Origin of the sequence: Mesorhizobium sp. M0862 (assembly GCF_040319795.1) — a bacterium.
Taxonomy (GTDB): domain Bacteria; phylum Pseudomonadota; class Alphaproteobacteria; order Rhizobiales; family Rhizobiaceae; genus Mesorhizobium.
In genome coordinates this window covers 96,644-119,845 of record NZ_JAMYOJ010000004.1, presented here as the reverse complement: position 1 = coordinate 119,845, position 23,202 = coordinate 96,644, and the positions used below count along the sequence as shown (strand labels likewise).

At 59.6% G+C, this 23,202-nt stretch carries 18 protein-coding genes; 2 read left to right on the top strand and 16 right to left on the bottom strand.

Annotated elements, in window-relative coordinates; all coding sequences use genetic code 11:
• Positions 1-65: 65 nt before the first annotated feature.
• The 8 genes from NKI15_RS07640 to NKI15_RS07600 all read right to left on the bottom strand — a co-directional run bounded on the left by NKI15_RS07640 (position 66) and on the right by NKI15_RS07600 (position 10,852).
• Positions 66-2,111 carry a CHASE2 domain-containing protein gene (locus tag NKI15_RS07640; protein ID WP_352885964.1) on the bottom strand — a complete coding sequence of 682 codons (2,046 nt, stop codon included), beginning with the start codon at positions 2,109-2,111 and terminating at the stop codon, positions 66-68.
• A 15-nt stretch (positions 2,112-2,126) separates the two neighbouring features.
• Positions 2,127-2,936, bottom strand: coding sequence for a FecR family protein (locus NKI15_RS07635; RefSeq protein WP_023748040.1), 810 nt, complete (start codon positions 2,934-2,936; stop codon positions 2,127-2,129).
• 11 nt (positions 2,937-2,947) lie between these two features.
• Complete coding sequence (locus tag NKI15_RS07630) at positions 2,948-4,165, bottom strand: tetratricopeptide repeat protein (protein WP_198020998.1); 1,218 nt, start codon at positions 4,163-4,165, stop codon at positions 2,948-2,950.
• A 540-nt stretch (positions 4,166-4,705) separates the two neighbouring features.
• A complete protein-coding gene (locus NKI15_RS07625) occupies positions 4,706-5,893 on the bottom strand; it encodes a magnesium transporter (RefSeq protein ID WP_023707691.1) in 1,188 nt (395 codons plus the stop codon).
• 504 nt (positions 5,894-6,397) lie between these two features.
• A complete protein-coding gene (locus NKI15_RS07620; RefSeq protein ID WP_023704577.1) occupies positions 6,398-7,114 on the bottom strand; it encodes a pentapeptide repeat-containing protein in 717 nt (238 codons plus the stop codon).
• Positions 7,115-8,576: 1,462 nt separating this feature from the next.
• Positions 8,577-8,768, bottom strand: coding sequence for a hypothetical protein (locus NKI15_RS07610; protein WP_023670919.1), 192 nt, complete (start codon positions 8,766-8,768; stop codon positions 8,577-8,579).
• Between the two features lie 1,485 nt (positions 8,769-10,253).
• Complete coding sequence (locus NKI15_RS07605) at positions 10,254-10,403, bottom strand: hypothetical protein (protein WP_245260474.1); 150 nt, start codon at positions 10,401-10,403, stop codon at positions 10,254-10,256.
• 68 nt (positions 10,404-10,471) lie between these two features.
• Positions 10,472-10,852 (bottom strand): ATP-dependent DNA ligase, encoded by a 381-nt coding sequence (locus NKI15_RS07600; protein ID WP_050596043.1) that lies wholly within the window; start codon positions 10,850-10,852, stop codon positions 10,472-10,474.
• Between the two features lie 70 nt (positions 10,853-10,922).
• Between NKI15_RS07600 and NKI15_RS07595 the strand changes: the two genes are divergently transcribed.
• On the top strand, positions 10,923-11,459 hold the full coding sequence (locus NKI15_RS07595; RefSeq protein WP_245260964.1) for a response regulator: 537 nt from the start codon (positions 10,923-10,925) through the stop codon (positions 11,457-11,459).
• 1,075 nt (positions 11,460-12,534) lie between these two features.
• Here the strand turns inward: NKI15_RS07595 and NKI15_RS07590 are convergent.
• Both NKI15_RS07590 and NKI15_RS07585 read right to left on the bottom strand, forming a co-directional pair.
• Entirely contained in the window at positions 12,535-12,762 is a 228-nt protein-coding gene (locus tag NKI15_RS07590) for an aminotransferase class I/II-fold pyridoxal phosphate-dependent enzyme (RefSeq protein ID WP_084013534.1), read from the bottom strand.
• Positions 12,763-12,776: 14 nt separating this feature from the next.
• Positions 12,777-13,064, bottom strand: coding sequence for an aminotransferase class I/II-fold pyridoxal phosphate-dependent enzyme (locus NKI15_RS07585; protein WP_084013535.1), 288 nt, complete (start codon positions 13,062-13,064; stop codon positions 12,777-12,779).
• Positions 13,065-13,545: 481 nt separating this feature from the next.
• Between NKI15_RS07585 and NKI15_RS07580 the strand changes: the two genes are divergently transcribed.
• Entirely contained in the window at positions 13,546-14,976 is a 1,431-nt protein-coding gene (locus NKI15_RS07580; protein ID WP_023706599.1) for a coiled-coil domain-containing protein, read from the top strand.
• 290 nt (positions 14,977-15,266) lie between these two features.
• On the opposite strand, the gene NKI15_RS07575 is transcribed toward NKI15_RS07580, so the two are convergent.
• From NKI15_RS07575 to NKI15_RS07550, 6 genes are all read right to left on the bottom strand, one after another.
• Positions 15,267-16,562 (bottom strand): HlyD family type I secretion periplasmic adaptor subunit, encoded by a 1,296-nt coding sequence (locus NKI15_RS07575; protein ID WP_348524481.1) that lies wholly within the window; start codon positions 16,560-16,562, stop codon positions 15,267-15,269.
• Between the two features lie 71 nt (positions 16,563-16,633).
• Entirely contained in the window at positions 16,634-18,346 is a 1,713-nt protein-coding gene (locus tag NKI15_RS07570) for a type I secretion system permease/ATPase (protein ID WP_023706597.1), read from the bottom strand.
• A gap of 333 nt (positions 18,347-18,679) precedes the next feature.
• Positions 18,680-19,594, bottom strand: coding sequence for a class I SAM-dependent methyltransferase (locus NKI15_RS07565; protein ID WP_023706596.1), 915 nt, complete (start codon positions 19,592-19,594; stop codon positions 18,680-18,682).
• Positions 19,595-19,666: 72 nt separating this feature from the next.
• Positions 19,667-20,926, bottom strand: a complete 1,260-nt coding sequence (locus NKI15_RS07560; protein WP_023706595.1) for a polysaccharide biosynthesis/export family protein — start codon at positions 20,924-20,926, stop codon at positions 19,667-19,669.
• Entirely contained in the window at positions 20,913-22,190 is a 1,278-nt protein-coding gene (locus NKI15_RS07555) for a hypothetical protein (protein WP_023706594.1), read from the bottom strand. The genes NKI15_RS07560 and NKI15_RS07555 overlap by 14 nt, the downstream gene beginning before the upstream one ends.
• The gene (locus NKI15_RS07550; RefSeq protein ID WP_023748029.1) at positions 22,187-23,191 is read right to left on the bottom strand and encodes an SDR family NAD(P)-dependent oxidoreductase; all 1,005 of its coding nucleotides are present in this window, start codon (positions 23,189-23,191) and stop codon (positions 22,187-22,189) included. Before NKI15_RS07550 ends, NKI15_RS07555 begins: the two co-directional genes overlap by 4 nt.
• Positions 23,192-23,202: the final 11 nt, after the last annotated feature.

Below are 23,202 nucleotides of genomic sequence, written 5' to 3'. Positions count from 1 at the left end.
GGTCGCCGAAACAAGATGTCCGTCTGTGCCCGTGACAATTGCATCTTGCGATCCGCTGGATCCGATCAGCGGATGCTCCGGGTTCGGGGTGTCAGGTCAAGCGGCGCCATTTGCACGGATGGCGGCGAACCAACCACCATGGCGGGGGCGCCAGATTGCTCACCACGTTGGCTCTCTACTTCGCGGCTCATACCTTGTTGAGCAGCTTGCATCTCCGGAACGGTGAAAACCGGCACCTCGCCCTTGAAACCCTGGAGCTCAAAGGCGCCCGCCTGGACGACCGGCATCGATGCTGCTGCCGCAAAGCCGGGTCCAAGCACCAGGGGGATGCCCAGCTTCTTGGTCGTCGATTCGAGCCGTGCCGCGCGGTTCACGGGGGAGCCGATCGCGGTGTAATCGAAGCGCCGTTCGGAGCCGAAATTGCCTACCGAGCAGATGCCGGTCTCGATGGCGACGCCGATTTCGATGGAGCGATGGCCATCCGCGGTGAAGGCGGCGTCTTCGCGCCTCACCCGCTCGATAAGGGCCAGGCCCGCGTCGAGCGCACGCTCACGATGATCGGGTTGATCTAGCGGTGCGTTCCAGAAGGCCAGCACCGCATCGCCCATGAACTTGTCGATGGTGCCGTCGCGCTTGAGGATCTCATCGGTCGCAATGCCGAGGAAATGGTTGACCACCTTGGCGATCTCTTGGGTGTCGAGCTGTTCGCTCATGGTCGTGAAGCCACGTATGTCGCTGATCAAAATTGTGATCTCGCGCTTCTCGCCGGACAGGATTGCCTCGGTGTCCGAGCTTGCGAGGCGCTGCACCACGGAGGGCGACAGATATTGGGAGAACTGTCGCGTCAGGGTGGACCGGCGCTGCTCGCTGCGCCTGTAGAGGACATAGCCTTCGAAGCCCGCAACCATGATGGTTGCAAGCGCCGGCTGCAGCGGGTCATAGAGTGCACCCTGCAGGCTGTACTCGAGAGCGCCGAACACGAACGGCGTGAGGGCCAGCAGCGCCAGGGAGATGGCGCCAAGCACGACACGCCCGGCGAGCACTCCGGAAACCCCGATGAAAACGAGGGCACTGAGGAGAAACCAGAGCCGCTCGAGCATACGCGCGTGCGCTGGCTCTGCCAGGAAGCGCCCGGCAAGCATCTGGCCGATCGCATCGGCGTGGATCTCCGCTCCTGGTCGCGCTGGACTCGTCGGCGTGGGCAGGTACTGCGTCAGGCCCACAGCCGACAGGTCGACAATGGCGATGGCGTCCCGCAGCCGCGGATCGCCATGGCCCGAAAGGATAGTGCTGGCAGACAGGCGAGGCGTGTCCGTGGCGGTTTCCCAGAGGCGGATGCTCCCCTCCGGCTCGAGCGGCACAATGGCGCCTGCCATCCTGAGTGCGTCGAACCCGGCTGCATTCATCCGGGCTGTGTAACCGTCCTGTCCAGCGTAAAGGCGCAGGAGCTCGAGTGCGAAAGACGGCCACAGCTGCGCGCGTTGAGGGGTATTGCGAAGCCAGAGCAGCGGCACATGGCGCAGTACGCCGTCGGGATCGGGCAAGGTGCGAATCACGCCGAGGCCTGCGGCGGCGTTCGAGAATTCGGCAAGCGACCCGGTAAGACCGGTGAAGCCGGGAAGTGTATCGGGTACTTGCCCGACGATCGACCAGCCGGCTTTGGGTTCTGCTTCTGAAACCGTCGCTTCATTGCCCAGGCTGACGGCAAGCGCCGTTCGATTTTTGGACAGCGCCGCTGCCAGGCGCTTGTCTCCGGCCATGCCCTCAGGCGAGGTGTCAGCCTCGGGGAGTACCAGCGCAAGCCCGACCACCGCCGCGCCGGATTGCGTGATGCCATCGACCAGATCCGCCAAGAGGCCACGGTTCCAGGGCCATCGCCCATGTGCCTTGAGGCTGTCGTCGTCTATCGAGACGATCACGACAGGATTGCTCGTCGCCTGGCGTGGGGCGAGAAACTGATAAAAGTCGTACGTCCGCTCACGCAGGCGCGACAACGGCCCGTCAAAAGCCAAATGGCAAGCGAGCAGCAGGAGCACGACCAAAAGGCCGGATATTTTGCGCCTGCCGGCTTGCCGCCAATCAGCCCAGCGCCTACCGACCGAGTGGCTCATCTCGTGCAGCCAGGCCTAATCGCAGTTGTAGTAGTAGCAGCAACCCTCACCCTCACACTCGCCCCGCCGGCCCCCGCTGCCCGCAGGTGGCGTTGGGCTGTCAGGGAATTCCATGACCACTCCTGGCAGTGCGCCGTCCCTGGACCCGCAGACTTTGATCGAGGAGCCTAGAGCCGACGCACAAATTGCGCTTACGTCCAACCCAGGACCCGGTGCGCCCGGCAGGCCGGTTCCCGCTATCCGGTCGATACTGTCCAAGATCGGGAAGGCGTCGATGCCGCCGTAGCCGGCCAGAAGCTTGCCATCGTCCGACGTGCAGGCGTAGCCCGGGTTCGTGATGACCAGCCGTTTGCCATTGATCGTGCAGGTCATGCGGCCGGCGCGCAATATGCCGACGGTCTGGCCGGCTGCCACCAGCACTTCGATGATGCCGCCTCTCGCTCCGAGCACCATGTGCGGCGTCGCAACCTGCATGACGCCCCCTTTCGAAACCTGGCCGCCATAAAAACGGGCCAGGCCGCTGTTCATCCCGATGTCGATCTTTCCCGACCCAGAGCCCGGATTGTAGACGAACTCATCGATGGTCAGGCTGGTGTTTGGACCAATCTTGGCGCTCGATTCATCCCGGAACACCAGCATTCCGAGACCGGTGGGATTGCTGCGCAACTGGTCGCCGAGTTCGACGCCGGCGCCAACGTTCATCGTCCCGCCGTTATTGCGGACGATGATGGTCTGATAGGCCGTCATCGACCCGACCGTCTCAGCAGCGGATGGTGCCGCGAAGGCGAGGCAGGCGATAAAAATGACGATCTGATGATACCTCATCGCGGCCTCTTTCAATTGAGCGTCAACGTATAGCTCATGAGCATTTCGAACGATTTTCGGTCGCGGTTGGCGAGGGCGAAGTTGGTTTTGCGGTAGGCGAGATCGACGCTGATCTTCTGCGCTTCCGTCAGCTGAAAATCGCTTTCCGAGGCAATGCGCCAGAAGTCGCTCTTGATATTTGTGCCGATGCCGACGGACAGATCGGGAGTGTCGCTGTGGCCGGCCGATAAGGCGATCTGGTGCGACCATGCGAAAAAATCCGATACGTTCATCAACAGGCCGCCATAGCGGACCTCGCCCGTATAGCTGCGGCTGATTTCGCCCGATCCGGAAGCGAAGTCATTCGAGCCGACAAAGCGCAAGCCGAGCGCCTGGCCATTGCGGAAGCGGTAGCTGCCGCCTGCCTCATAGAAGACCCTGCTATCCGCGAAAACGCCTTGCGAGGCGCTTAGATCGATGTAGCCGCCACCGGCGAAGAGCGTCGTCTCGACCGTCGGGCGAACGACGAAACGTCCACTGAGGCCGATACCGGTTTCGTAAATATCGCTGTCGAAACGATCCGTAACGGTGAACGCGGAAAGCAGCAGGCGCAGCGAATCGATCCCGCTGTTGGGCAGTCCCTTGTCCCAGGTAATCGCTGCGTTGCCGTGGATAAAAGTCTTCTCGCCACCCGGAACCGACAGGTCTTCCGTGAAGAGACGCTCTGTCGCGGTCAACGACCCCGAAAGAACGAGCGCGTCGGCACTTGGCGTGCCGAGGTCCCACCGCACAAAACCTTCCGCCTGCCCGTAAGGCGAGACGAAGCTGTCGTCGTCCTGCGCCCCGCCTGGCTCAAAATCGGTGAATGCGCTGAATACGCCGCCGGTCAGGGCGAGTTCCCAGGTGACGCCACGCAACGCGCGCTCGATGCGGGCGAGCAGGCGAACAGCTTCCTGTTGCTCACTTGCGGTCAGACCTCCGACTTCGATGCCGTACTGCACCTGCCGCCGGGCCAATTCATAGGACCCTACATGATAATACAACCGGCTGGCCGCAAGCCGGGCGCGCGCATCGCGCGGGTATTGGATCAGATACTGCTCGATCGAGGAGATCGCCTGATCGTATTGCCCAGCATTGACCGCAACCGTGACGAATTGGGCGAGCGTTCCGTTGTCGGCCGGACTGGCGATGCGGGCCGCAAACGCATCGTCATAGGCCCCAAAAAGACCTTGTGCGCCGGCCGGCAACACGCCGGCACAAAGCAGCGCTGCGGCGACGCCGAAGATCGTTCGAAACGAAGATTGCATGCCGAGAACCCACCCCCAAACCCGACTAGTGCGAGAGATTTAGCACGACTGCAAGAAAAAGGCGACTGAACGGTCGCCGGACTTATGCGAGTCCTCAGCAGCTGTTGCAGCTGCGCAACAAGATATCGGGTTTATTCCTATTTCGGATGCGCTGATTGTCAAAAACTCTTCTCGACATTGCTGCACGTGATTGAAGTATTTGGCCCAAGGCTTAACAAACTCAAATCTCATCAGTAGTGGATCGCACAGCCGACAAGATTAATATTGGGTGGGCGATTCTGCGTATCTGGTCACCAGGCTTCAAGGTCACCCACGGCTTTTCCAAAGGCCTTCCGTCGCGTTTCGCAAGAGGCCGGAGAGCTGCCGGAAGGTGCTTCTCACGACGCGTGTGCGATTCGGCCCGGGTCTTGCAATTTCTTTGAACGCGAGGTCAGCTCATTGCCCCAACTCCCAGGGACGCGTCACCGCACGCAGCTTGCTAGTCTAGAGCACGAGCATGGTTGCCAGCCCCAACATCAGGCCCATGCCTACAATATCGGTCACGGTGGTGAGGAAGATCGCCGAGGCGACCGCCGGATCGGCGCCTACCCGGCGCAGGCCCAACGGGATCAGCACGCCGGAGATGCCGGACATGAGGCACGATCCGGACATGGCAAGCAGGATCACAAGTGCCAGCATCGGCGCCTGCGCCGCCGACGCCGGTTGCCTCGAGGCATAGAACCACATCGCCGCAGCCGCAACAACGCCGACGAGCGCGCCGTTGGCGGCCGCGAGCGCGCCCTCTCTCATCACCAAGTGCAGCTTCGGTCGTTTGTCCACATCCCCCAGGGCAAGGCCACGCAGCGTCATAGCCAGTGCCTGGCAGCCGGTGTTTCCGCTCTGCCCGGCCAAGACTGGGAGAAACGCCGCCAGAGCGACGATCTTCTCGATCGTGCCTGTGAACGAACTGACCACGAATGCGGCCATGAAGGCCGTCAGGAGATTCAACTGCAGCCACGGATGACGCTTCAGGAAGGCTGAAAACAGCGGCGTAAAAGAGCGCTCCTCCTTCTGGAGGCCTACCATCTGTCCAGACTGGGCGGAAATCTCGATGATTTGCTGCTCGAACAATCGCCAGCCGCGAACCTGCCCGAGCAGCCGGTTCTCCGCATCCACCACCGGATAGACAGGATAGTGACGCCGTACCGCCGCTTTGCATGCGTTACTCAAAGAGAGACCGACATCAAGAGCGAACGGCCTGGGCAGCATGATGTGATCGACAATCGCATCGGGTTCGCTCAGCATCAGATCGCGCAGGACCGCCAGCCCAACCAGTCTATTGCCCTCGTCCGTGACGTAGAGATAAGTGAGCTCGGTCGGCACCTGGGCGCCTCTGACAGCTTCCACCGCGGCAGCAACCGTCGTCCCGACAGGAACGCTGGCGGGGATCGGGTCCATCACGTCGACGAGCGACTCGGGGATCGCGAAACCCATCTCACCGTCATGAGAGCTGATGGGCCGCATATGCAGTGGCAAATGCTCGGCCACCTTACGGGCGTGCCCGTCCGGCAACAGCTTTAGTGTGTCGCGGATGAACTCGGGAGACTCTCTAGCGAGCAATTCAGCTGCGTCATCAGGTGCTCGAGCACGCAGCGTGCGCACCAACTTCTGAACGCCGGTCTCTTCGTTCATTTGCTATGGCCCCCCAATTGGAAAGTGAAAAAGTTGTGAAGTATCGGATCGCACCGGGGCGGAAATACGACAGCTTCTTCCGGCCCCAGCAGTCCGCTTTGTGGTTGTCGCAAGCGCCGCCTGCACACTCCTAGCTTGAGAAGGCAAAGCAGACGTCTACATTTTGGGCGTGCCTTCGGTCAGGTCAGCATGGGAGTGTCCGCGCTACTTCCCTCGCTTTTCAATCTTTAGATTTGGGAGGTCGGGTCGCTTGGATACCACACCGGCCTCCTTCAAGGCTGTGTATCCAACCTTTTTGAGGAGCTTCTCTGTTTTGGCGCGCTCCTTGTCCAGAGCGGTACTACCTTTGACCTTGGGCATCCGTCCTCCATTTGGTCGTTGTCGTTCGCCGGTAAATGAGATTGCCGGAAATGTCCCGCAGTGTCGTGCTTTGACCCGCGGCCGAGGACTGCATTGAGGCGCATTGCCGCCCGGCAGCCTTTGGGCGGGAAGCGGACGGGCGGGCTATTCCTGCTGGAATTGACAGGGCCAATTTTCTGGCCTCGTCATGCCAGAAGGCAACTCGGTCCGGGCGTCCCCGCAAGCCATGTTGAGCTGCCACTGGGACAGACCCGCCGAATTGGATAGATCGAGGCCCTCGATACGGGTCAGAAAGAAAAAAGCGCCCTCAAAGTCTATCGGTGCGGTGAACTTCGCTCCTCGGAAGTCCGCCCGCGCGAGATTGGCAAACGAAAAGTGGCTGCCGCTGATATCGGCGTCATGGAACTGCGCACGCCCCAATTCCGCCTTTGTGAAATCAACATTGACCAGATTGGCGTCCTGGAAATTCGAGCGCTGCACTTCCGCGCCCGCAAACACAGCGCCCTGCGCGTCCATATGGCTGAAGTCGGTCCTGTAAGCCTCGATTTTGTCGAACCGGGCGCCTTTGGCGGTCGAGCCGGCCAGGGAAGCGCGCACAAGCGTTGCCTTCTCAAAATTTGCCGCAAGGAGATTGCTGTTCCTGAGGTCGGTCGAAGTGAAATCAACACCGAACAGGTTTGCCCCGCTCAGGTCCTGTCCTTCTAGGATGAGAAGCTTTTTGTCACACTCCTGCCAATTGACGCCAGGCGTCGCGGCTGCGTAGCAATCTTGAGCGGCGGTGGCGTTTTGCCAAGCCAATACAGTGCAAACCGCCAGAACCAAGCCGGATCCGCCGTAAGCTCTGGTTCGTCTCAAAGTCATTGTTGCTGGACCCCTCTGCTACTCGTCGACAATCAGCCTTACCACATCTGCTGACACTCGAGCCACGGTAACGACCGCCGTCACAGTTTGCGCATCAACGAACCGCCGATAGCCAGCGGCAGCTTGCGGAAATTATCGAGAGTGGGGAAAGGCTTTGACGGCAGAGTGCCTTTTCGCGGATGCGCATGAGCGCCTCAAGTGCACGAACGAGGAGCGTGAGCAGCGCCTGGAGGAGCGTCTGACGCTCGCGAAGGAAATGACGGGGAGCGTAGATCCGTTGGATTTCATAGTTCGCCAAGCCGTTTCTCTCGTATTCTCTCGTATGGTCTGGCGAACCAAAGGACCAAGAAGACAACTAGTTTCATGCGAGCTGTATTTGACCATGGTAATATGAGCGCTGCCGCATTTGGCCGGAAGCTGACTGGCCGCTTCTGGCGCAAAACGATAACGGATGTTTAACCTGGTCTGGTTCAAGCACCGTTGTCGGGTTCAAATCGCGTGACCACGCCAATGGTACTCCAGTATGGCGCTTCGGAACCTCCAGGTTGCGGGGCCTTGTGATCGCAAGTAAACAGTCGCGGAATTTGGTCACACGAAATGGCCAATCACCGGTTTCGAACGTCCGCAATTCGTGGCGTGAACGATATATTGCACACCTACGGGACCTTACTGACCGATGCCGGCCTGCTCGCCTGTAGGCTGGCGAGGAGCGGCCTGGGGAGTCTCTGGGCCGGCGTCGGTCACCGCTGGCTACGCTGTTGCCTGCGGAAGCTGACAGTCATTGTGATGAGGGCAATTTGCCCACCATCGTCGTCAAACTGCGCGGCGCCGTGAATGACCTACTGCATTCCGCGGAGGGAATTCACGTCGGCGCAGAACTCGGCGTAGGGCTTGCTCATTGCCGCGTCATTGCATTCGCGCAAGATCATTTCGCGCATGGCCTTAGGCTTGGCCATGAAGACCGCCTCCCGGCCTGGTCGGGCGGAGCCGGCGACTTTTTCTGTTCGCCGAAATCGTCAAGCACGCCCCTGCTGGGGCGAAGCTTTCTAAAGCACGTCCGACCACATATTTTAGGAGGGCGCCACCAACGCTCTACCAATCACGGTTCGGAACACTGCCGAAATAACCGTTAGTCGGCGCTAATGTTTCGGTCTGGACTCGCTACCGCTTTGGAAGCATTCTGCACTCGGGGGAGAGGGCGTGGGCAGAGTCCAGCGTCATCAAGGTGCGGATCAGGCCGACCGCTGGCGCAAGAACGCAAAGGGGCGGTGGATGTGGCGACGGCAATATCTGCCGGCGCTGGTGATGGTTCCCTGACCGGCTCATCCCAGCTGGCTGGCTGAGTGGCACCCGCACGGCCGGCGCGGGGAGCTGCGATATCAAGGGCAACATTTCCACCAGTACCGACGAGCGATTTATCACGTTCCAGGGCAGGAGCATTACTGGAAGACGACGATCAGATTCAGTACAGCGAGCGCTGGCTGTGCAGCGAGGCAGAGGCATGGGCCGCCGGCTGGCGCAAAGCAAGGCGGTAGCGCGGTAGCCACCACCATGTGCAGGCCCGCCAGCCCGTCATCATGGTCCGAACCTGATCGCACCCGCCGACCTTGGTCTCAACGTCGTTGATTGGCACTGCCACGCGGCTTTCCTTCATTCGCATGGTTCGCAGACATTAGCATGATCGCATACTCTCATCATCCGGCGTCGTCTCCCTCACAAAGCAGCGCCGGTAAGGCTCGGCGCCCTTCTTGTTTGTCCCGTGTGCCAAAGGAGGTCGCCGGGCCTGCCGTTGCTCATCTTTGCGGGTTGCTCCTGATGGCTCCGCTTGGCGCCGTGGCCCTGCGTCTTCCTTCAGGTAAGGCCGGCGAGGCGCTTGTCAGACGGCCTGGCATGTAGAATTATGGTCCTCGTTGCGGCGACGCCCTCAATGGAGAGCGCCAATGGCCAGAACAAACCTTCCGAACAGCTTTCCCGGGCTGAAATCGAGCGCCTGGCGGCAGCCGAAGCGCTGCACAAGAGCATCGCCGGGCCGCTCCTGGCGTACCACAGGGAGCACTGCCAAGCTCTACGTAAGGTCCATGGACCCCTGTTGAAGTCGATCGAGACCATCACCGGCCAGAGGGCGAAGTTCATCCAGTGGAACGGGACAGGACCGGCACAGCCCCGGAGAAGCCTCCGGGCTGGTTCTCCTCGCGCAACTCTCGCGCCGCATCACCTCTAAGAGCAGTTCGAAGACGCTTTCGATTTCGCCGTTGATTTGGTCGGCAGGGATGCCAGGCTTCTCGGCCGCCGTCGTCAATTGGTCTGCTAAGTCGCTGGCGGCGATCGGATCGCCCCGCGTCACAATCGCGGCGCGGAGGGGTTTTATTAGCTCCCCCTCATCTTGACGCCGGCGCCGGCTGCTCCAAAGTCTTGGGCATGGCTCGGGGAAGTATCAAAGTTGGCGACGAGGTCGCAGTCACGGCGATTGTGCGCGGCCGGGTGACGCCCGATCGCATGAGCGTGACGATCCCCTCCTACGACTTCCCGCATTCTGTTGTCGATTCGGCTTCGAAGGCTGTGATTGGCCAGCATATGGAATTGATCGGCCCTATACACGCATCGACGGGAACAAGGTAACCGTCAGCCTCCGGCCATTGGTGACTGTCGAGGCCGAGCACGTGCGCCTGGTCGAAAGCCACGTGGCGCTTCCGCGAGCGCGAAAAAGGCCGCTCGTTGACAAAGTTTAACTTGCCTGCCCCCCAAGGAACGGCCAGTGAAACTTTCCCCATCACATCGGCTCTGGTCGCCTCCCGCTAGCTGCCGGCGCGTTGCGATATCGGCGCAGTAGATGGGTCGGCATTTTCCGAACTTTCCGCCATGTCGTCGCGATGACGTTGGCGAAGGCGCTTCAGCAAATCGCGTGAGGCTTGAATCGCCCTGCGCGATTGATCCATTTCTGGCGAAACGTGGCGCGTTCCTCCATGGACTTCTGCCACTTCAGCAAGGTAGCCGTAGTCGCAGTGGCCGCTTGAGCGATATCTATGGGCGCTGCAACCATCGCATCCTCCCAAAAAAGGCAATGGTAAACGCAATCTTTATAGGCCCGCCGAAACCCTTTCTTCAATCAAAAACGAACATACGGCACGTGGCAAAATGGCTATTCGTCGGGCCGCTCGACGGCGGCTTCGTCGACCTCGGCCTCCATCTCGTCGTTGACGGTTTTGGTCTTGCCAAAACCGTCCATCGCCACACCGTCAAAGCCCTGCAGCCATGCTTCCGCATATTCCTGCCAGTAATGGCACCTCACGCTCCTTGCCATCCTTGCGCGACTGCGCACCGTACATCCATGCATAGGTGACGCGCTCCTGGTCCTTTTTAGCTACGGCCATTTCCGTTCTTCTCCCGGAAATCCAGCAGCCTTGCGTGCCGCAGCTTCTCTTCGCCTTTGAGGGTCTCGACCCAGCCAACCAGTCCGGGCTTCAGCCACTCGGCCTTTTCCTTTTTATGTCCCTTCGGGACCGGGCCGCCAACCTTGCCCTGGACACGATCCCAAAGCGCTTGCCGCTCAGCGGCATTGAAGTTGACGAGTGCGCCGCCTTTGTAGAGGCCCTTTTCAGCCATGATCACCTGGGTAGCTTTGCCGCGCTCGCGCTGTGCACCGATGATTTGCATTTCCTTTTCCTCAAAGCACTTGATCTTGCGCCAAGCGCTCGTTTGCCGCTGCGATATGGACTGCCCCTTGAGCTTCGAGACCATGCCTTCTAGCCCGTCTCGTCGACCAGGTGGCAAACGGCGTCACCAGTGCGGCATCGCTCCTCTGAATTGAATGCGCCCGCCGGCAGGGATCATTTCGTGCAGGATCGCCGCGATCTTCGGTCGGCATCCCGCGCAGGTCATGATGCGTGGAACCCTGCCGGTTGCTGACCGTTCTCCGTCAATGGAAGCCCCGAACCAACAGAGCCAAACGATCCTCGTGGTTGACGGCGACGTCATCGCCCGATGCGTCATCGCGGACTATCTCCGCCACTGTGGCTACAGGGTGATTGAGGCCCATTTCGCACGTGAGGCGCAACAAGCGTTGAACTATGCGGAGTTCGGTGTGGACACCGTCTTGTGTGACGTTGACCTGCCGGGCAACATGAACGGGTTCCAACTGTCGAAGTGGGTTCGCGAGAACAAGCCCGAGGTCAAAATAGTGCTTTCTGCCGCAGTAGAACGAACTGCGATCGCGGCGGGCGACCTTTGTCAGGAAGGCCCGCACCTTGCGAAGCCGTATGAGCCGGCCAACGTAGTGGACCATATCAGGCGACTGCAGCGTGTTTGGAGCTTACGATCCAGGAACCCTGGTGCAAAGCGCAATTGATCTCTGTCCAGACGCCGAGAGGCTCGTCTGCATACCAATGGTGATTTAGCCCTGCGAACTGGACGCCGCTCAAAGGAAGAACGGCGTATAAGCCGCAGTCCTGCGTGCGGCCGCAACAGTGGACGGTTGTTGCGCGCAGGACGGAGGAAATTCGCCTTCCTGCCGCGGGCGGTGAACGGGATACCGTAGGAGCGTCAGCATAGCGCCGGCCACAGAACGGGACGCGGCACCGACTGTCCCCGTCCGGTAGTCCGCATGTTTTGTCGAAGCCGACCGGCTGAGATCGTGCGCATTTTGGTTCTCGGCGGCACGGCCGCTGATCGGCGATGATGCGAGGACCGAGTTGCCCGGAAGAAATCGATCTGGTCTTGCACCTTTTTTGCTTCCTCATTCGCGGGGCAGCTTGTGATTTTCCAGCCTGACAGACCCTCCCCTGTCTATAAGAAATTTCCCGACGCATGAGCGCACGTCCAACACAGTGCGGGCTCCAATGCTCACCGGCAGCGCGAGAATGGTAACCACCTACCTTGAGGGGAGCGCCACGTGCGTAATCAACGATGCAGGCGCTGCCAACCTCGGCGTCCCCGGGAATAGCAGGCTTATAAATAAATATATCGTTGATCAACGCTATCGGCGCAGCCGCCGGGAGATGGACAGACCGCGTTCCAGCTAGGGCGATCGATGTTCCAGGCTAAAGGCATTGGCATGCCCGAATTAGAAAAAAGACCTGAATCCCGTAAAGCAGCAACAAAATGCCGAAAGCTATCCAGAAGCCGGGTCGCGTAAGCAATGCCAGATCTTTTCTTAGCTGCTCCATTCACATCAACTAACACGGCCAAGCGTCGTTCCCGTCCGCTGGGGACAAATTTCAACTAAGCTAATAGGCTTCGTCGCATAATGGCCGCGCCACTGCGGATCGAGACACCTCAGCGCCCCGCATGAGCACGCGCAACTCGATCGGAGGCGCAAGGAGAAAGTTCGGAACGGTTCCAAGAACCCCAAGCAAATTGAGCGCCGCAGCGGACGATAAGGTTCACGCATATCCCGGCGAACATCCGCACAGCAATGGTCAACATCAACGGCAGAAGGGCGTCCGAAAAGAAACGCATCTCTGCGTCACCGCCTCATCGAGAGTCACCGCTGCGGCATCTTGAATAAAGGTCGGCGATCCGAAGAGCATGCATTGCGCAAGATTTTCCAAATGACCTGATGCCGAGACCGGCCCAAGCGTCCACCCTAGCCTCCAGCCGGTCATTGCATGAGACTTCGACAGGCTGTTCACAATTATCGTCCGCTCTCTCATTCCGGGAATGGATGCTATTGAGGGAACTCGCCGTCGAACACTGTGCTGCGGTAAACCTCATCGCTGATGATCCATAGATTGTGCCGCTCGGCAAATGTGGCAATTGTTTCCAGATCGTCCCTGCCGAACTCATATCCGCCGAAATTGTTTGGGGAATTCAGCAAGATCGCCCGCGTTCGATCTCCTACCGCTGCACTGAGAATGTACTCGGATATTTTCTGTCGTGCATTTTGCAGCGATTGTTTGACGGGTCGGACCACTGCTCCACCGGCGCGTATTGCCGCTTCGTATGTAGATACCAAGGCTCAAGGCAAAGCACCTCGTCGCCAGCTCCGGCAACGGAAGCTTAGTGTGATTGGGCGGCCAGGCGGCCGGTCCCCAATTCGTTCGAATGATGCGCTTGCCTCGCCAAGGTCGCATGGTGAGTCAGCCGGCAAACCAAAACACTCAACCGCCGGTTAGGCCCGGCCGCCTGATGCGCCCCACAAGAGGCTGTGCCGGGCCGTTCGTCGGGGCTTCTGCACCTGAGCGTTAATGTGCCCAGGCAACACACCATCGACGCCAAGACGATGGCAAGAAGGGGAGTCGCGCAGTCCTCAAGAATAAGTCAGCAGGCACCTAGACCGATGTAGGGCCTTCCAATCGCAGCTCTCGGCTCCTCGCGGCGCCGGCGCCCTGGCATCGTTTGATTGAACGAAGACGCTGAGTTGAGCTCTCGATACAAAAGCATCTCAGTCCTCGTGCCTCAATGGTTCCGGGCATGCGGCTGCAGGGGATGAAGTCATGAAGTTCAGGGATTTGATCAGACGCGCCGAGGACAATGTGGAGAGGTCGTTCGACGATCTCGAAGCTGACTTGGCTAACGCTGTCGACCAGTGCCTCGATTTGGAGGATGTCGCCGACGTGCCAAACACGGCAGGCGACAACAACGAACAGGATGACAGCGTACCAAGCGAGGACGGTGCCGGCGACGACGATGATAGCTCGCCGATACCAGCGCATCGGATGACCTCACATACGCAGAGCCGAATTGCTGCCGTGAGCTCGTTTAACGGCTTGTTCCACGATGCCAAGCTCCATTTCGAGGAGATCAACGCAAAAATCTCCGAAATTACAAGCACATGTCAACTGACGTTCGAGTTTTTTCACATCCTTCACGCGGACATTCTCCGTGCCAACGAACTGGAGTTGGCGAATCAAAATCTGATCGCAGATCAAAGGAACTTGTCGGAAACACTCAATGACCTGAACAGACGGTACTGTGAGCGTCAAGGCACCGTCGAGACATTGCAGCAGCGCCAGGCAAGCCTTGTTCAGGAGTGTGAAGTGCTCCGTGGCGCGTTGGCCGCGGCAAGGCTGGAGCTGGTCGAAGCGGCGAACACCACCACAAAGAACGAAGCGGAATTTGGCGACCTCACGAACATGCTTGCCGCCGCAAATGTCGAGGCCGACAGGCGCTCCCGAGAGAACAAACAGCTGCGTGAAAAGAATGTGAGCCTGTCTATTGACCTGGAAAAGGCCATGAAGCGGGAGGAAGAGGCACGGCATAGGCTGGATGCCTTCTCCACGATCCATGCCAACGAAGCTGCGCGAAATTCCGAAATGCTGAGTGCGCTCGGCAAGAGCGAAAAAGAGGCAATCAAATTGCACACCTCACTCGAGGTTGCGCAGGCGAAGCTATGGGAGGTGACCGAAGCAGCCAGGATTATGCAGGCGGACATGGATGGCGAGCTTAAACGCTGCCAGGCTGAGAACCGAGGATTGCGCTCAGAAATTCAAAGTCTCCAATCGCGCTTCGAACTCGCCTCAAACGCAAACAACGAGGCCGCGGCCGAGATCGCCAGGCTCCAGCTACAATGGAGCGACGCCCTGGCCGAAAAACAGGTGACCGACGAAAGGTTGGCCGCACTCACCGAGGAGGCCGAAACCAACAAGGTGAACCTTTCCAAGATCGCCGCAGATTTTGCACAGCTGTCCATGCAGCAGGCGTCCGATCAGATTGAACTCGATGTGAGACGGCAGGAATGCGAGGACTTGCGGGTCGAGATTGCCTCGGTCAATGCTCGGGTCAGGGAATTGCTGCCCTACAAGAGGTCGCATGGAAGCGCGAACGCCTTGCCGCATACATCTGACGTGGCAAATGTAGCGGTGACTGCAGACCGAACGGTGCATGCCGCACGCCGTGTCCGCCGCAGGGCCCTCGCCGCGTCGTAGGAGCAAAGAACCTCTCCTCGTGAGGCAATTGCCCATGTCGATGATCGTGGAACGGTATGCGCTGTTTGTTGCGCAAAAGATGACAGGACACTAACGCTGTTGTCGGGGCAGGACTTGGTGAGGCGGCCAGGAAAATCCTGTTGGGGCATCCTTGTAGCCGGGACAATGTCCCAGACGAGCCTCGCGCGTCGGCCGCAGGCGTCACCCCTGTTGGCATCACGTCGCCTACCCTAATATGTCAGCAAGCACGCCTGCCGTGTTCCCGCGGTCGACCGCTCACAGCCGCCATGTCATTCCCGGAAAGCCCTCGACATCTGGTCGGTAAGCGGCTTCAGCAGATAAGACCAGACGCTGTGTTCGTCCGTACTTATGTGAACCTCCGCTGGCATACCGGGTTTGAGCACTTTGGCATCGGTCAGACAGGTGGACTTGTCTTCGACATTGATGCGCGCCGAGAAATAAGAAAGCTGGCGCTGTTGATCTTTTATCAGGTCCGCCGAGATGCGCTTGACAGACCCTTGGCAGGCAGGCGTGGTGCCGGCGTCGAAAGCCGGAAACCGGATCGAGACCCGCTGACCTGGACGAACGTCATCTATGCGCGACGGCGCAATCAGCGCGTCGACGACAAGGTTGCCGGTGTCAGGGACAATCATCATGAGAACCTCGCCCGCGGCAATCACGCCGCCGATCGTGTGAATGGAAGATTCCTGTACCGTTCCCGATTGCGGAGCGCGGATGGTGGTTTTGGCCAGTTCGTCCTGTGCCACAACCTTACGCTCGCTGAGTTCGGTTTGCTTGGCTTCCGTTTCACGAAGTTCGCTCGTCACGTCACTACGCCTTTGTTCATCGAGCTGAAGAATCTGCAATTCGGTCTCGCTGATCCGGGCCTGCGCCTCGGCAACTGCCGCCGCGAGGCGCCCTGATTCTCCGTGCGCCCGGGTGGCATCCAGTCTGATGTTGCTAAGTCGCTCTTTGGACACCAGTTTCTTTGTAAAAAGCGCCTGTACATCGACAAGATCGCCATCCAGCAGGACCACGGATTGTTCTTCCGCGGTCTGTTGCGCCTTGAGGCCCTCAACTTGGCGTTCGAGTTGCTTTGAGCGGCTTTGCAACTGTGCCTTCTGCCCCTTGAGGGCCGTAGCGCGGCTGTCGAACAGCGTGCGCTCACCGTTCACCAGCGCAGCCAGCTCCGGCTCGCCCATTCGCGCTTGAAGGCTGAACGGAAGCTGCATCTCCGACAGGCCTTGCCGCTCTGCCTCCAGCCGCACAAGCCGAACCGTTGCCCGATCAAGATCCTTGCTAATTATCTGCAGATTGGCCCGTGTCAGCGTGTCGTCCAATCGTGCCATCACATCGCCGGCCCGTACATGATCCCCATCTTGCGCGAAGATGCCCCCTATCGTGCCGCCCGTCAGATGCTGGACCTTCTTTATGTTGCTCTCGATCACCACGGTCGCCGGCGCAATTACCGCGCCAGCAATCTTGGTCAGTCCGAGCCAGAGCCCGCCGCCGGCAAGCAACATAACCGTGACCGCCGCACCCAGGATCAGGTTGGCCCCGATTCCATCGCGCGTGCCCGAAATCATCGCGTTGCGCCGGCTCCCATTGCCGATCGGGGCCGATGGAGCCATCGTCGCCTCAGACAAAAAAATATTCCTCATGCGTGACCGCTCACCCCTTTGTGCATCGCGACGGCCGCTGCCGGGCGTTCAACAGGCGCAGCAAAGGGGCGGATGACGTTGGCCAGGACCTCCTCGCGTGAGCCGAAGGCGTGAAGCATCCCATTGGACATTACGAGTACCCTGTCGATGTTGGTAAGGGCAGAAGGACGGTGCGCAACTACGATGACGATGCCTCCACGTCTGCGCACTGCCAGGATCGCGCCGGCCAAGGCGGTATCGCCATCGACGTCCAGATTTGAATTCGGCTCGTCCAGAACGACGAGAAACGGATCGCCGTAAAGTGCCCTGGCAAGCCCGACGAGTTGCCGCTGTCCAGCCGACAAGGCTGTTCCTCCCTCGCCCATGCGTGTTTGAAAACCGTTCGGCAATCGCAGGATCATTTTGTCGACGCCCGCTGCCTTGGCAGCTGCAAGCACGCCCTTGGCGTCGCCCTTCCCGCCAAATCGCGAAATGTTATCGGCAACCGTTCCATCAAACAGTTCGACGTCCTGGGGCAGGTAGCCAATATGTGCGCCAAGGTGTTCTTGGTCCCATTGGTCAAGCGAGGCGTCGTCCAGCCTCACCGTGCCGCGAAGTGGCTGCCAGACGCCCACCAGCGCGCGCACAAGCGTGCTTTTGCCAGAACCGCTCGGGCCGACAACGGCCATTCCCGTCCCTGCAGCCAGGCGGAAGCTGACATTGGCTACCGTCGGTTTTTGCTGGCCCGGTGGCGCTATAGTCAGGTCCTCGACCGCAAGCTCCGCCTGGGGGCGCGGAAGTTCCATATGTTCGTCCCGGTCAGGAAAAGCGGCCAGGGCCGTTGCCAGTTGCGAATAGCTTTGCCGGAACGCGGCGAAGCCTCGCCAGTTCGCGATAGCGGCGTCAACAGGAGCCAATGAGCGGCCCAGCAAGATGGAGGATGCGATGATCACGCCTGGCGAGGCTTCGCCTCCTATCACCAGGTAGGCACCCAGTCCAAGAACGCAGGACTGCAAGGCCAAACGCAGTGCCCTAGAGAGTGCCCCGGTGGCGCCGACGACGTCGGAAAGCCTCTCTTGGTGCCGCAGATATGCGTTATTGATCTCGCCCCAGCGGTGGGCAAGCCGTGCGGAAAGGCCCATCGCGCGTACGACTTCCGCGTTGCGGCGTCCGGATTCGGCGAGATTGCGTTGCGACACCAGCGTCTCGGACGCGCGTGTCACCGATGTGCGGCCAAGAACTTCCGCCATGACCGTGAGCAGCACGACAATGATCGCACCGCTTGTGGACAACAGACCGAGCGCAGGATGCAGGAAATAGATGATCAGCAGGTAAAATGGAATCCACGGAGCGTCGAAGATGACAGTCGGCCCCATTCCGGAAAGGAAGCCGCGTAACTGATCGAGATCACGGAGGGGCTGTATCCGGTTCGCATCCTGCCCGCCAATGAGCGGCAAGGACAGTGAGAGGCCGAACACCCTCTGCTTCAAATTCCTATGGACACGATTGCCCACTCGAACCAGCAGGCGCAGCCGCACGAAATCCAGCAGCCCGTAGACAGTGTAAAGACCCAGCATTCCGATCGTGAACCCGACAAGCGTCGGAACGCTCTGCGAAGGTAAAACGCGATCGTAAATTTGCAGCATATAGACCGAGCCGGTCAGGGCGAGAAGGTTTATGACTGCCGAGAAGACGCCGACGCCTACCAGGCCAGGCACGGTCCCAAGCATTGCGCCTCGCAGATCCGACGAACTCCTTCCACCAGGGTTCATGGGTTTCGACCTCCCGTGAGAGATCGTTGCGCAAGCTCACTGGCCCCACTGGGCACGGACAATCTCTTGCTGTTCAGGAGCGTATCCCCTTAGCTTCTAATATTACGCCCCACTAACATGATTGGACTTTAGTCAAAATGTAGCAAAATCGTGGCGCTGACCCGAGAAACCCGGAACCCACATATTAAATCGGGGGAAAACTGCCGTTCCACCGTATTTAGACGGGCTTCATTGCCGGGCGAGCCACCCCAAGAAAACCGCTGCCTGCCGTTTTCGGGGCTTTCTCGGGATTTAGCGCTTCCTCGCAACAACCAGGAAGTGTTGCGCCAGCTGGCCAGGAACGCGAAGCCTTCTGCAGGCCTTCTCGACAGGCTGCATCATCATTTCACAGAACCCTGGCAACAGGTTTCCCGGCCGAGGCAGGTAACCGTACGGTATCGTCTGCTCGACGGTGAATCCCGAGGCAGTCAGGAGGGCCTTGAACCTCGCTGCGCTCAGCGTGTTGCGAATGGTGCGTCGAGACACTCGATTGAGCAGCCGGCACGCCAGGCCGACGGGCGACGTCGCATTCATGTGAACGTTGCACACAAGCCGCCCGCCATCTTTAAGGTGCTCATTGATCGCTTTCAGTGCATGCCATTTCAGTTCATCCTCTGCGTTCAGGAAAAAACGAAATGCGGTTACCACATCGAACGTCATACCCAACTGCTCCCTTGTCACGTCGACGTGACGCAAACTCACATTGGGCGGTACTTGAGCGCTGTCGAGCATAGTTCTGGAAACGTCGGCGCCAACCACCTCGCTGAAGAGGCCGGCGGCTACCTCGGCGATGCGGCCTGTTCCGCATGCGAAATCAAGGCAGTTTCGGCTCGCTCCGCTCAAGGGGCGAAGAACGTCGAGGATCAGCGGCTTTTCGATGTTCTCCCAAAGCGCGCCATAATAGCCGGAACTGTGCGTTTTGTTGTAATGTAGGCCGTAGCCGGGCGCGCAATGGCTGGTCCTGTAGCCGTCCGACACGAAGCCGCCCTGCGCATTGCTCTCCTTGCTAGACGTAAATTCCTGCCAATTTCCGGACTCACCGGCGCGCGACCTGGACCGCACAATTCGCGCTGACGGCATATGGAAAGCATAACTTGACGACTGCGTCACCTGATCCGCGTTCGTTGAGGGTGTCAGGGTCGCTCCCTGGTTGAAAATGCGCCTCACCTTGGATCTCCGTTCAGTTGGGTTCGCCCCCCCGATAGAACAGTAAGCTCCGCACGGACTGCGGCTGACGCCCTATTGGACTGCCACACTTTGCAGTTCACTGCTGAATCTGGCTTCGACAGTATCCCCCGGCAGCACAATCGCATCTTCGTCAACCAACAGCTTGCGCCATTCATTGCCGATCTTGCGTACGATGGTCACCTGGGCCCGTACCGTTTCGCCGGCAATCGGCAATGGCTGTGTGGATGCTCCGGTCGGCTGCAGCTTCTCGCTGGCGGCATGGAGCCTGGCGGTGACATCCGCCAGCCGGGCGTTGGTGTCCTTCAGATCCGTCAGCAGGCCAATCCTCCTTTGATTGTCGTTGCGTTCGTGCTGTCTGACAAAGTCCTCCTGCTGGCGCCGCGCCCTCATCAGTTCGACCGAGGTTTGAAGCGCGCCGCTTGAAGATAAAAGCAACGCGCGCCTGACATCCGCGAGCCGGGTGTTGGTCAGATTGCCTGCATCGAATGCCTTCGTCACTCGCGCCAAATCTTGCTCATCCGCCTTCACGCTCTCGCCCTCGACTCGTTCGCGTTTCTGCAAAACGCCAATTTGCTCGGCAGCGTCCGTCCGGCCCTTCTCCAGAAAATCCTGCTCTTGCCGGAAATCACTCAGCGCAACCTTCAGCGCCTCTGCTTCAGCCTGTGCCATCGCGGCTACAACGCTCGGCGAAAGAGGTGATCCCTGTGGTGTCTTCTTGTCGAAATCCGCCTGGCCCTGAAGCTCGGCGCGAATGCGGGCAGCGTGAAGGTATTCTTTCGTGTAATCTCCCCAGAGCATTTCGTAATCGCGCTTGAGATCGACCGGATCAGGCCCGGCCTGGCCCGCCCGTGATCGCAAAAGACTGAAGCCGCCGGAAACGGCCAGCGCCTGCCGTACAGTCATGAGCGGACGGTAGGCCTGTTGTCCCGGGGTGAGCACATCGCCCGTTACATAGATCGGGCGATAGTCCGCTATGATCGCTGTGACATCGTCGGGCTCGACAGTAACTGTCTGCTCCCGCCCATCAGTCAGACGCACGTGAAAAATCTTGCTTGGCAAGACCTCTTGCATGCGCCTTTGCAGTTGGGACGCCGTCAGGCCTGCGACCATGATCATTCCAGCCTCCGGAAGGGCGATATTGCCATCCATCTGGACTACGGCGCGCTGCGTCCGATCAGGGATCGGCGCTATTCCTATCTCGACCGTATCGCCAGGTGAGAGTTGATAGGGCTCGACCTCGCCTGCGCAAGCCATCGAGGTTAGCGACATCATCACGACTGCGCCAAGAACGTATCGTCTACTGAAGGTCATTTGCGACAATCTCCTTCCGGTCAAACACCGGCTTCAAAGGCCATTCAACACGACTAACGAAATCGTATACCGGGCCACCGGGCACGCCCCAGTTGCTGGACCAGACCACCTGGGAGCCGTCCGGAGAGGGAGAGGCATGCGTCTCGCTCCAGTAGTCGAAGGGCGCGTTGTGCGTGTCTGCGACACGGCGGACCTCTCCACTGCCGTCTAGACGCAGAGCAATGACTTGCTGAGCGTAAGGCGCCCAATCCGGGTGCTGCGATAGTTCGGCTGGCGTGCCGCCATAACTCAGAAACACCCAGCCGGGCCTGCCGAGCGACCTGAGTGACGCATGCATGGCCTCGCCATATTTCATCAGCGAGGTAGCCTTGCCATCAGCCAAGCGGCGCTTGATCACCTGATATTTGTCAGGATCCGATTTGCTGATCCCGACATAGATTTCGCTTCCGTCGGAATCGACCGTCATGTCGCCATGGCCCGGTCGATGGTGCTCCATCCACTTCTGGCGCAATATGCCGTCGATGGAGAAGACGAAACTCGCTTCGATTCCGTCCGGTAATTGCTGGGAACACACTATGTTGATTCCGAGTGGTGAGATCGAGCAGGAGCCGGTCGTTCCCGGGAATTCGGCAAGATCGATATCCGGGAATTTCCGCCGTTGCTTGAGATCGTAGCCAAAAACCACCGCTCGGCCGTCATTGTTCGTTGCACGCACCGCAATCCGGCTGCCGTCGCGGCTCGGATTGCCTTTGTTGGGTCCAAATTTGAGGTTGGAGTACGCTCCGGAGGCGAACACGACGTCCTCATGATCGGTACGTGGGGCCCATGTCGCAATCTGCCGGCCCCCGACGCAGATCATCAACTCGGGATCAGTGGGATGCCATTCGCATTCGGTCGCGCGGTTGCGGTGGAACAAAGGCAAGTAGGTTTGTCCGTCGAGAAAGCACAGGCCACCGCAGCCATTGGCGATCAGGAGCAGGCTCTGGTCGGCATTCCAAGCCTGTGCGCTTGAGTAACGGTGGGTGCAGTACTTCTTCCCGCATACACCCGCCCGGCCGAGAACGCCCGGTCTGGTGATCCGTGCGAAAACCATGCCAGACCAAGGATCCCTTGTTTGGCGCACATAGCCTGGCAGGTTGTTCACGACCGCTGTGGCCGCCACCTCCGCTGCCTTGCTTTGACGGCCGCCGGCAACGTAGATGTTGGGAGATATGGCACCGGCAGCCAGCAACAGCGCCAACGCATGACGGCCGCCCAGGGTCATGTCATGTAACCCACTTCGCGCCGTACCCGGCCTTCACTAAGGCGCTCGCGCCACCACGTGATTGTTCGCTCCAGCCCATCGCGCAGGCTGGTCTGTGTCCGCCATCCAGTCTCACGTTCAAAGCGCGAGGAGTCGGCGAGCAAGGCGCGAACTTCGGAATTTTGCGGCCTCAGGCGGCTTTCATCACGACGGACCGGCTTTTTGCAATCGGTCAACTCAAGAACAATGGCCAATACGTCCGAGACGGTCGCAGCGCGTTGGCTGCCAGCGTTGTAGGCGTGGCCGAACTCGAGCTGGGCGAGACCTGCGGTCAGGAACGCTGTCGCGGTGTCTTCGACATAGGTCAGGTCGCGGATCGGGCTGGTATCCCCTACCATGATTGCAGGACATTTCGGGTCGAGGACCTGCCGGATAATGGTCGGCACGATGGCGCGTTCACTCTGGCGCGGGCCGTACGTGTTGAAGGGTCGCATGATCACCACAGGGACATCGAACGACCTGGCGTAAGACTCCGCCATCATGTCGGCGCCGATTTTGGATGCCGAATATGGTGACTGTCCCTGCAGGGGGTGTGTTTCGCCGATCGGCATGGTTTGGGCAGTTCCGTAGACCTCGCTCGTGGAGGTATGGATCACCCGCTCCGTCTCCCATAGGCGCGCCGCTTCGAGGACGTTCACCGTGCCTAGGATGTTGGTTTCCACATAGGACTGGGCAGCGGCGTAGGAATATGGAATCGCAATAAGCGCCGCCAGATGAAAAACCGCGACTTGGCCGCGCATGATCCGGTTAAGGAACGCACTGTCGCGGACGTCACCACGGACGAGCCTCAACTGGCTGCGGATGGTGTCCGGCAGATCGTCTAGCCATCCATGGCTGTCGAAGGAATTGTAAAGGGCAAGGGCTGTGACATCTGCCCCGTTGCGAACAAGCGCCTCCGTGACATGCGAACCGATGAATCCGTCCGCGCCGGTCACCAGGACTTTCTTTCCATTGTAGCTCATCACTGCGCATT

Bases quoted from the DNA above. Each gene is read 5' to 3' on its own strand.
- NKI15_RS07640 (WP_352885964.1), bottom strand. From the start codon at position 2,111: ATGAGCCACTCGGTCGGTAGGCGCTGGGCTGATTGGCGGCAAGCCGGC.
- NKI15_RS07635 (WP_023748040.1), bottom strand. From the start codon at position 2,936: ATGAGGTATCATCAGATCGTCATTTTTATCGCCTGCCTCGCCTTCGCG.
- NKI15_RS07625 (WP_023707691.1), bottom strand. From the start codon at position 5,893: ATGAACGAAGAGACCGGCGTTCAGAAGTTGGTGCGCACGCTGCGTGCT.
- NKI15_RS07620 (WP_023704577.1), bottom strand. From the start codon at position 7,114: ATGACTTTGAGACGAACCAGAGCTTACGGCGGATCCGGCTTGGTTCTG.
- NKI15_RS07610 (WP_023670919.1), bottom strand. From the start codon at position 8,768: ATGAAGGAAAGCCGCGTGGCAGTGCCAATCAACGACGTTGAGACCAAG.
- NKI15_RS07600 (WP_050596043.1), bottom strand. From the start codon at position 10,852: ATGGTCTCGAAGCTCAAGGGGCAGTCCATATCGCAGCGGCAAACGAGC.
- NKI15_RS07595 (WP_245260964.1), top strand. From the start codon at position 10,923: ATGCGCCCGCCGGCAGGGATCATTTCGTGCAGGATCGCCGCGATCTTC.
- NKI15_RS07590 (WP_084013534.1), bottom strand. From the start codon at position 12,762: ATGAGAGAGCGGACGATAATTGTGAACAGCCTGTCGAAGTCTCATGCA.
- NKI15_RS07580 (WP_023706599.1), top strand. From the start codon at position 13,546: ATGAAGTTCAGGGATTTGATCAGACGCGCCGAGGACAATGTGGAGAGG.
- NKI15_RS07575 (WP_348524481.1), bottom strand. From the start codon at position 16,562: ATGATTTCGGGCACGCGCGATGGAATCGGGGCCAACCTGATCCTGGGT.
- NKI15_RS07570 (WP_023706597.1), bottom strand. From the start codon at position 18,346: ATGCTTGGGACCGTGCCTGGCCTGGTAGGCGTCGGCGTCTTCTCGGCA.
- NKI15_RS07560 (WP_023706595.1), bottom strand. From the start codon at position 20,926: ATGACCTTCAGTAGACGATACGTTCTTGGCGCAGTCGTGATGATGTCG.
- NKI15_RS07555 (WP_023706594.1), bottom strand. From the start codon at position 22,190: ATGACCCTGGGCGGCCGTCATGCGTTGGCGCTGTTGCTGGCTGCCGGT.
- NKI15_RS07550 (WP_023748029.1), bottom strand. From the start codon at position 23,191: ATGAGCTACAATGGAAAGAAAGTCCTGGTGACCGGCGCGGACGGATTC.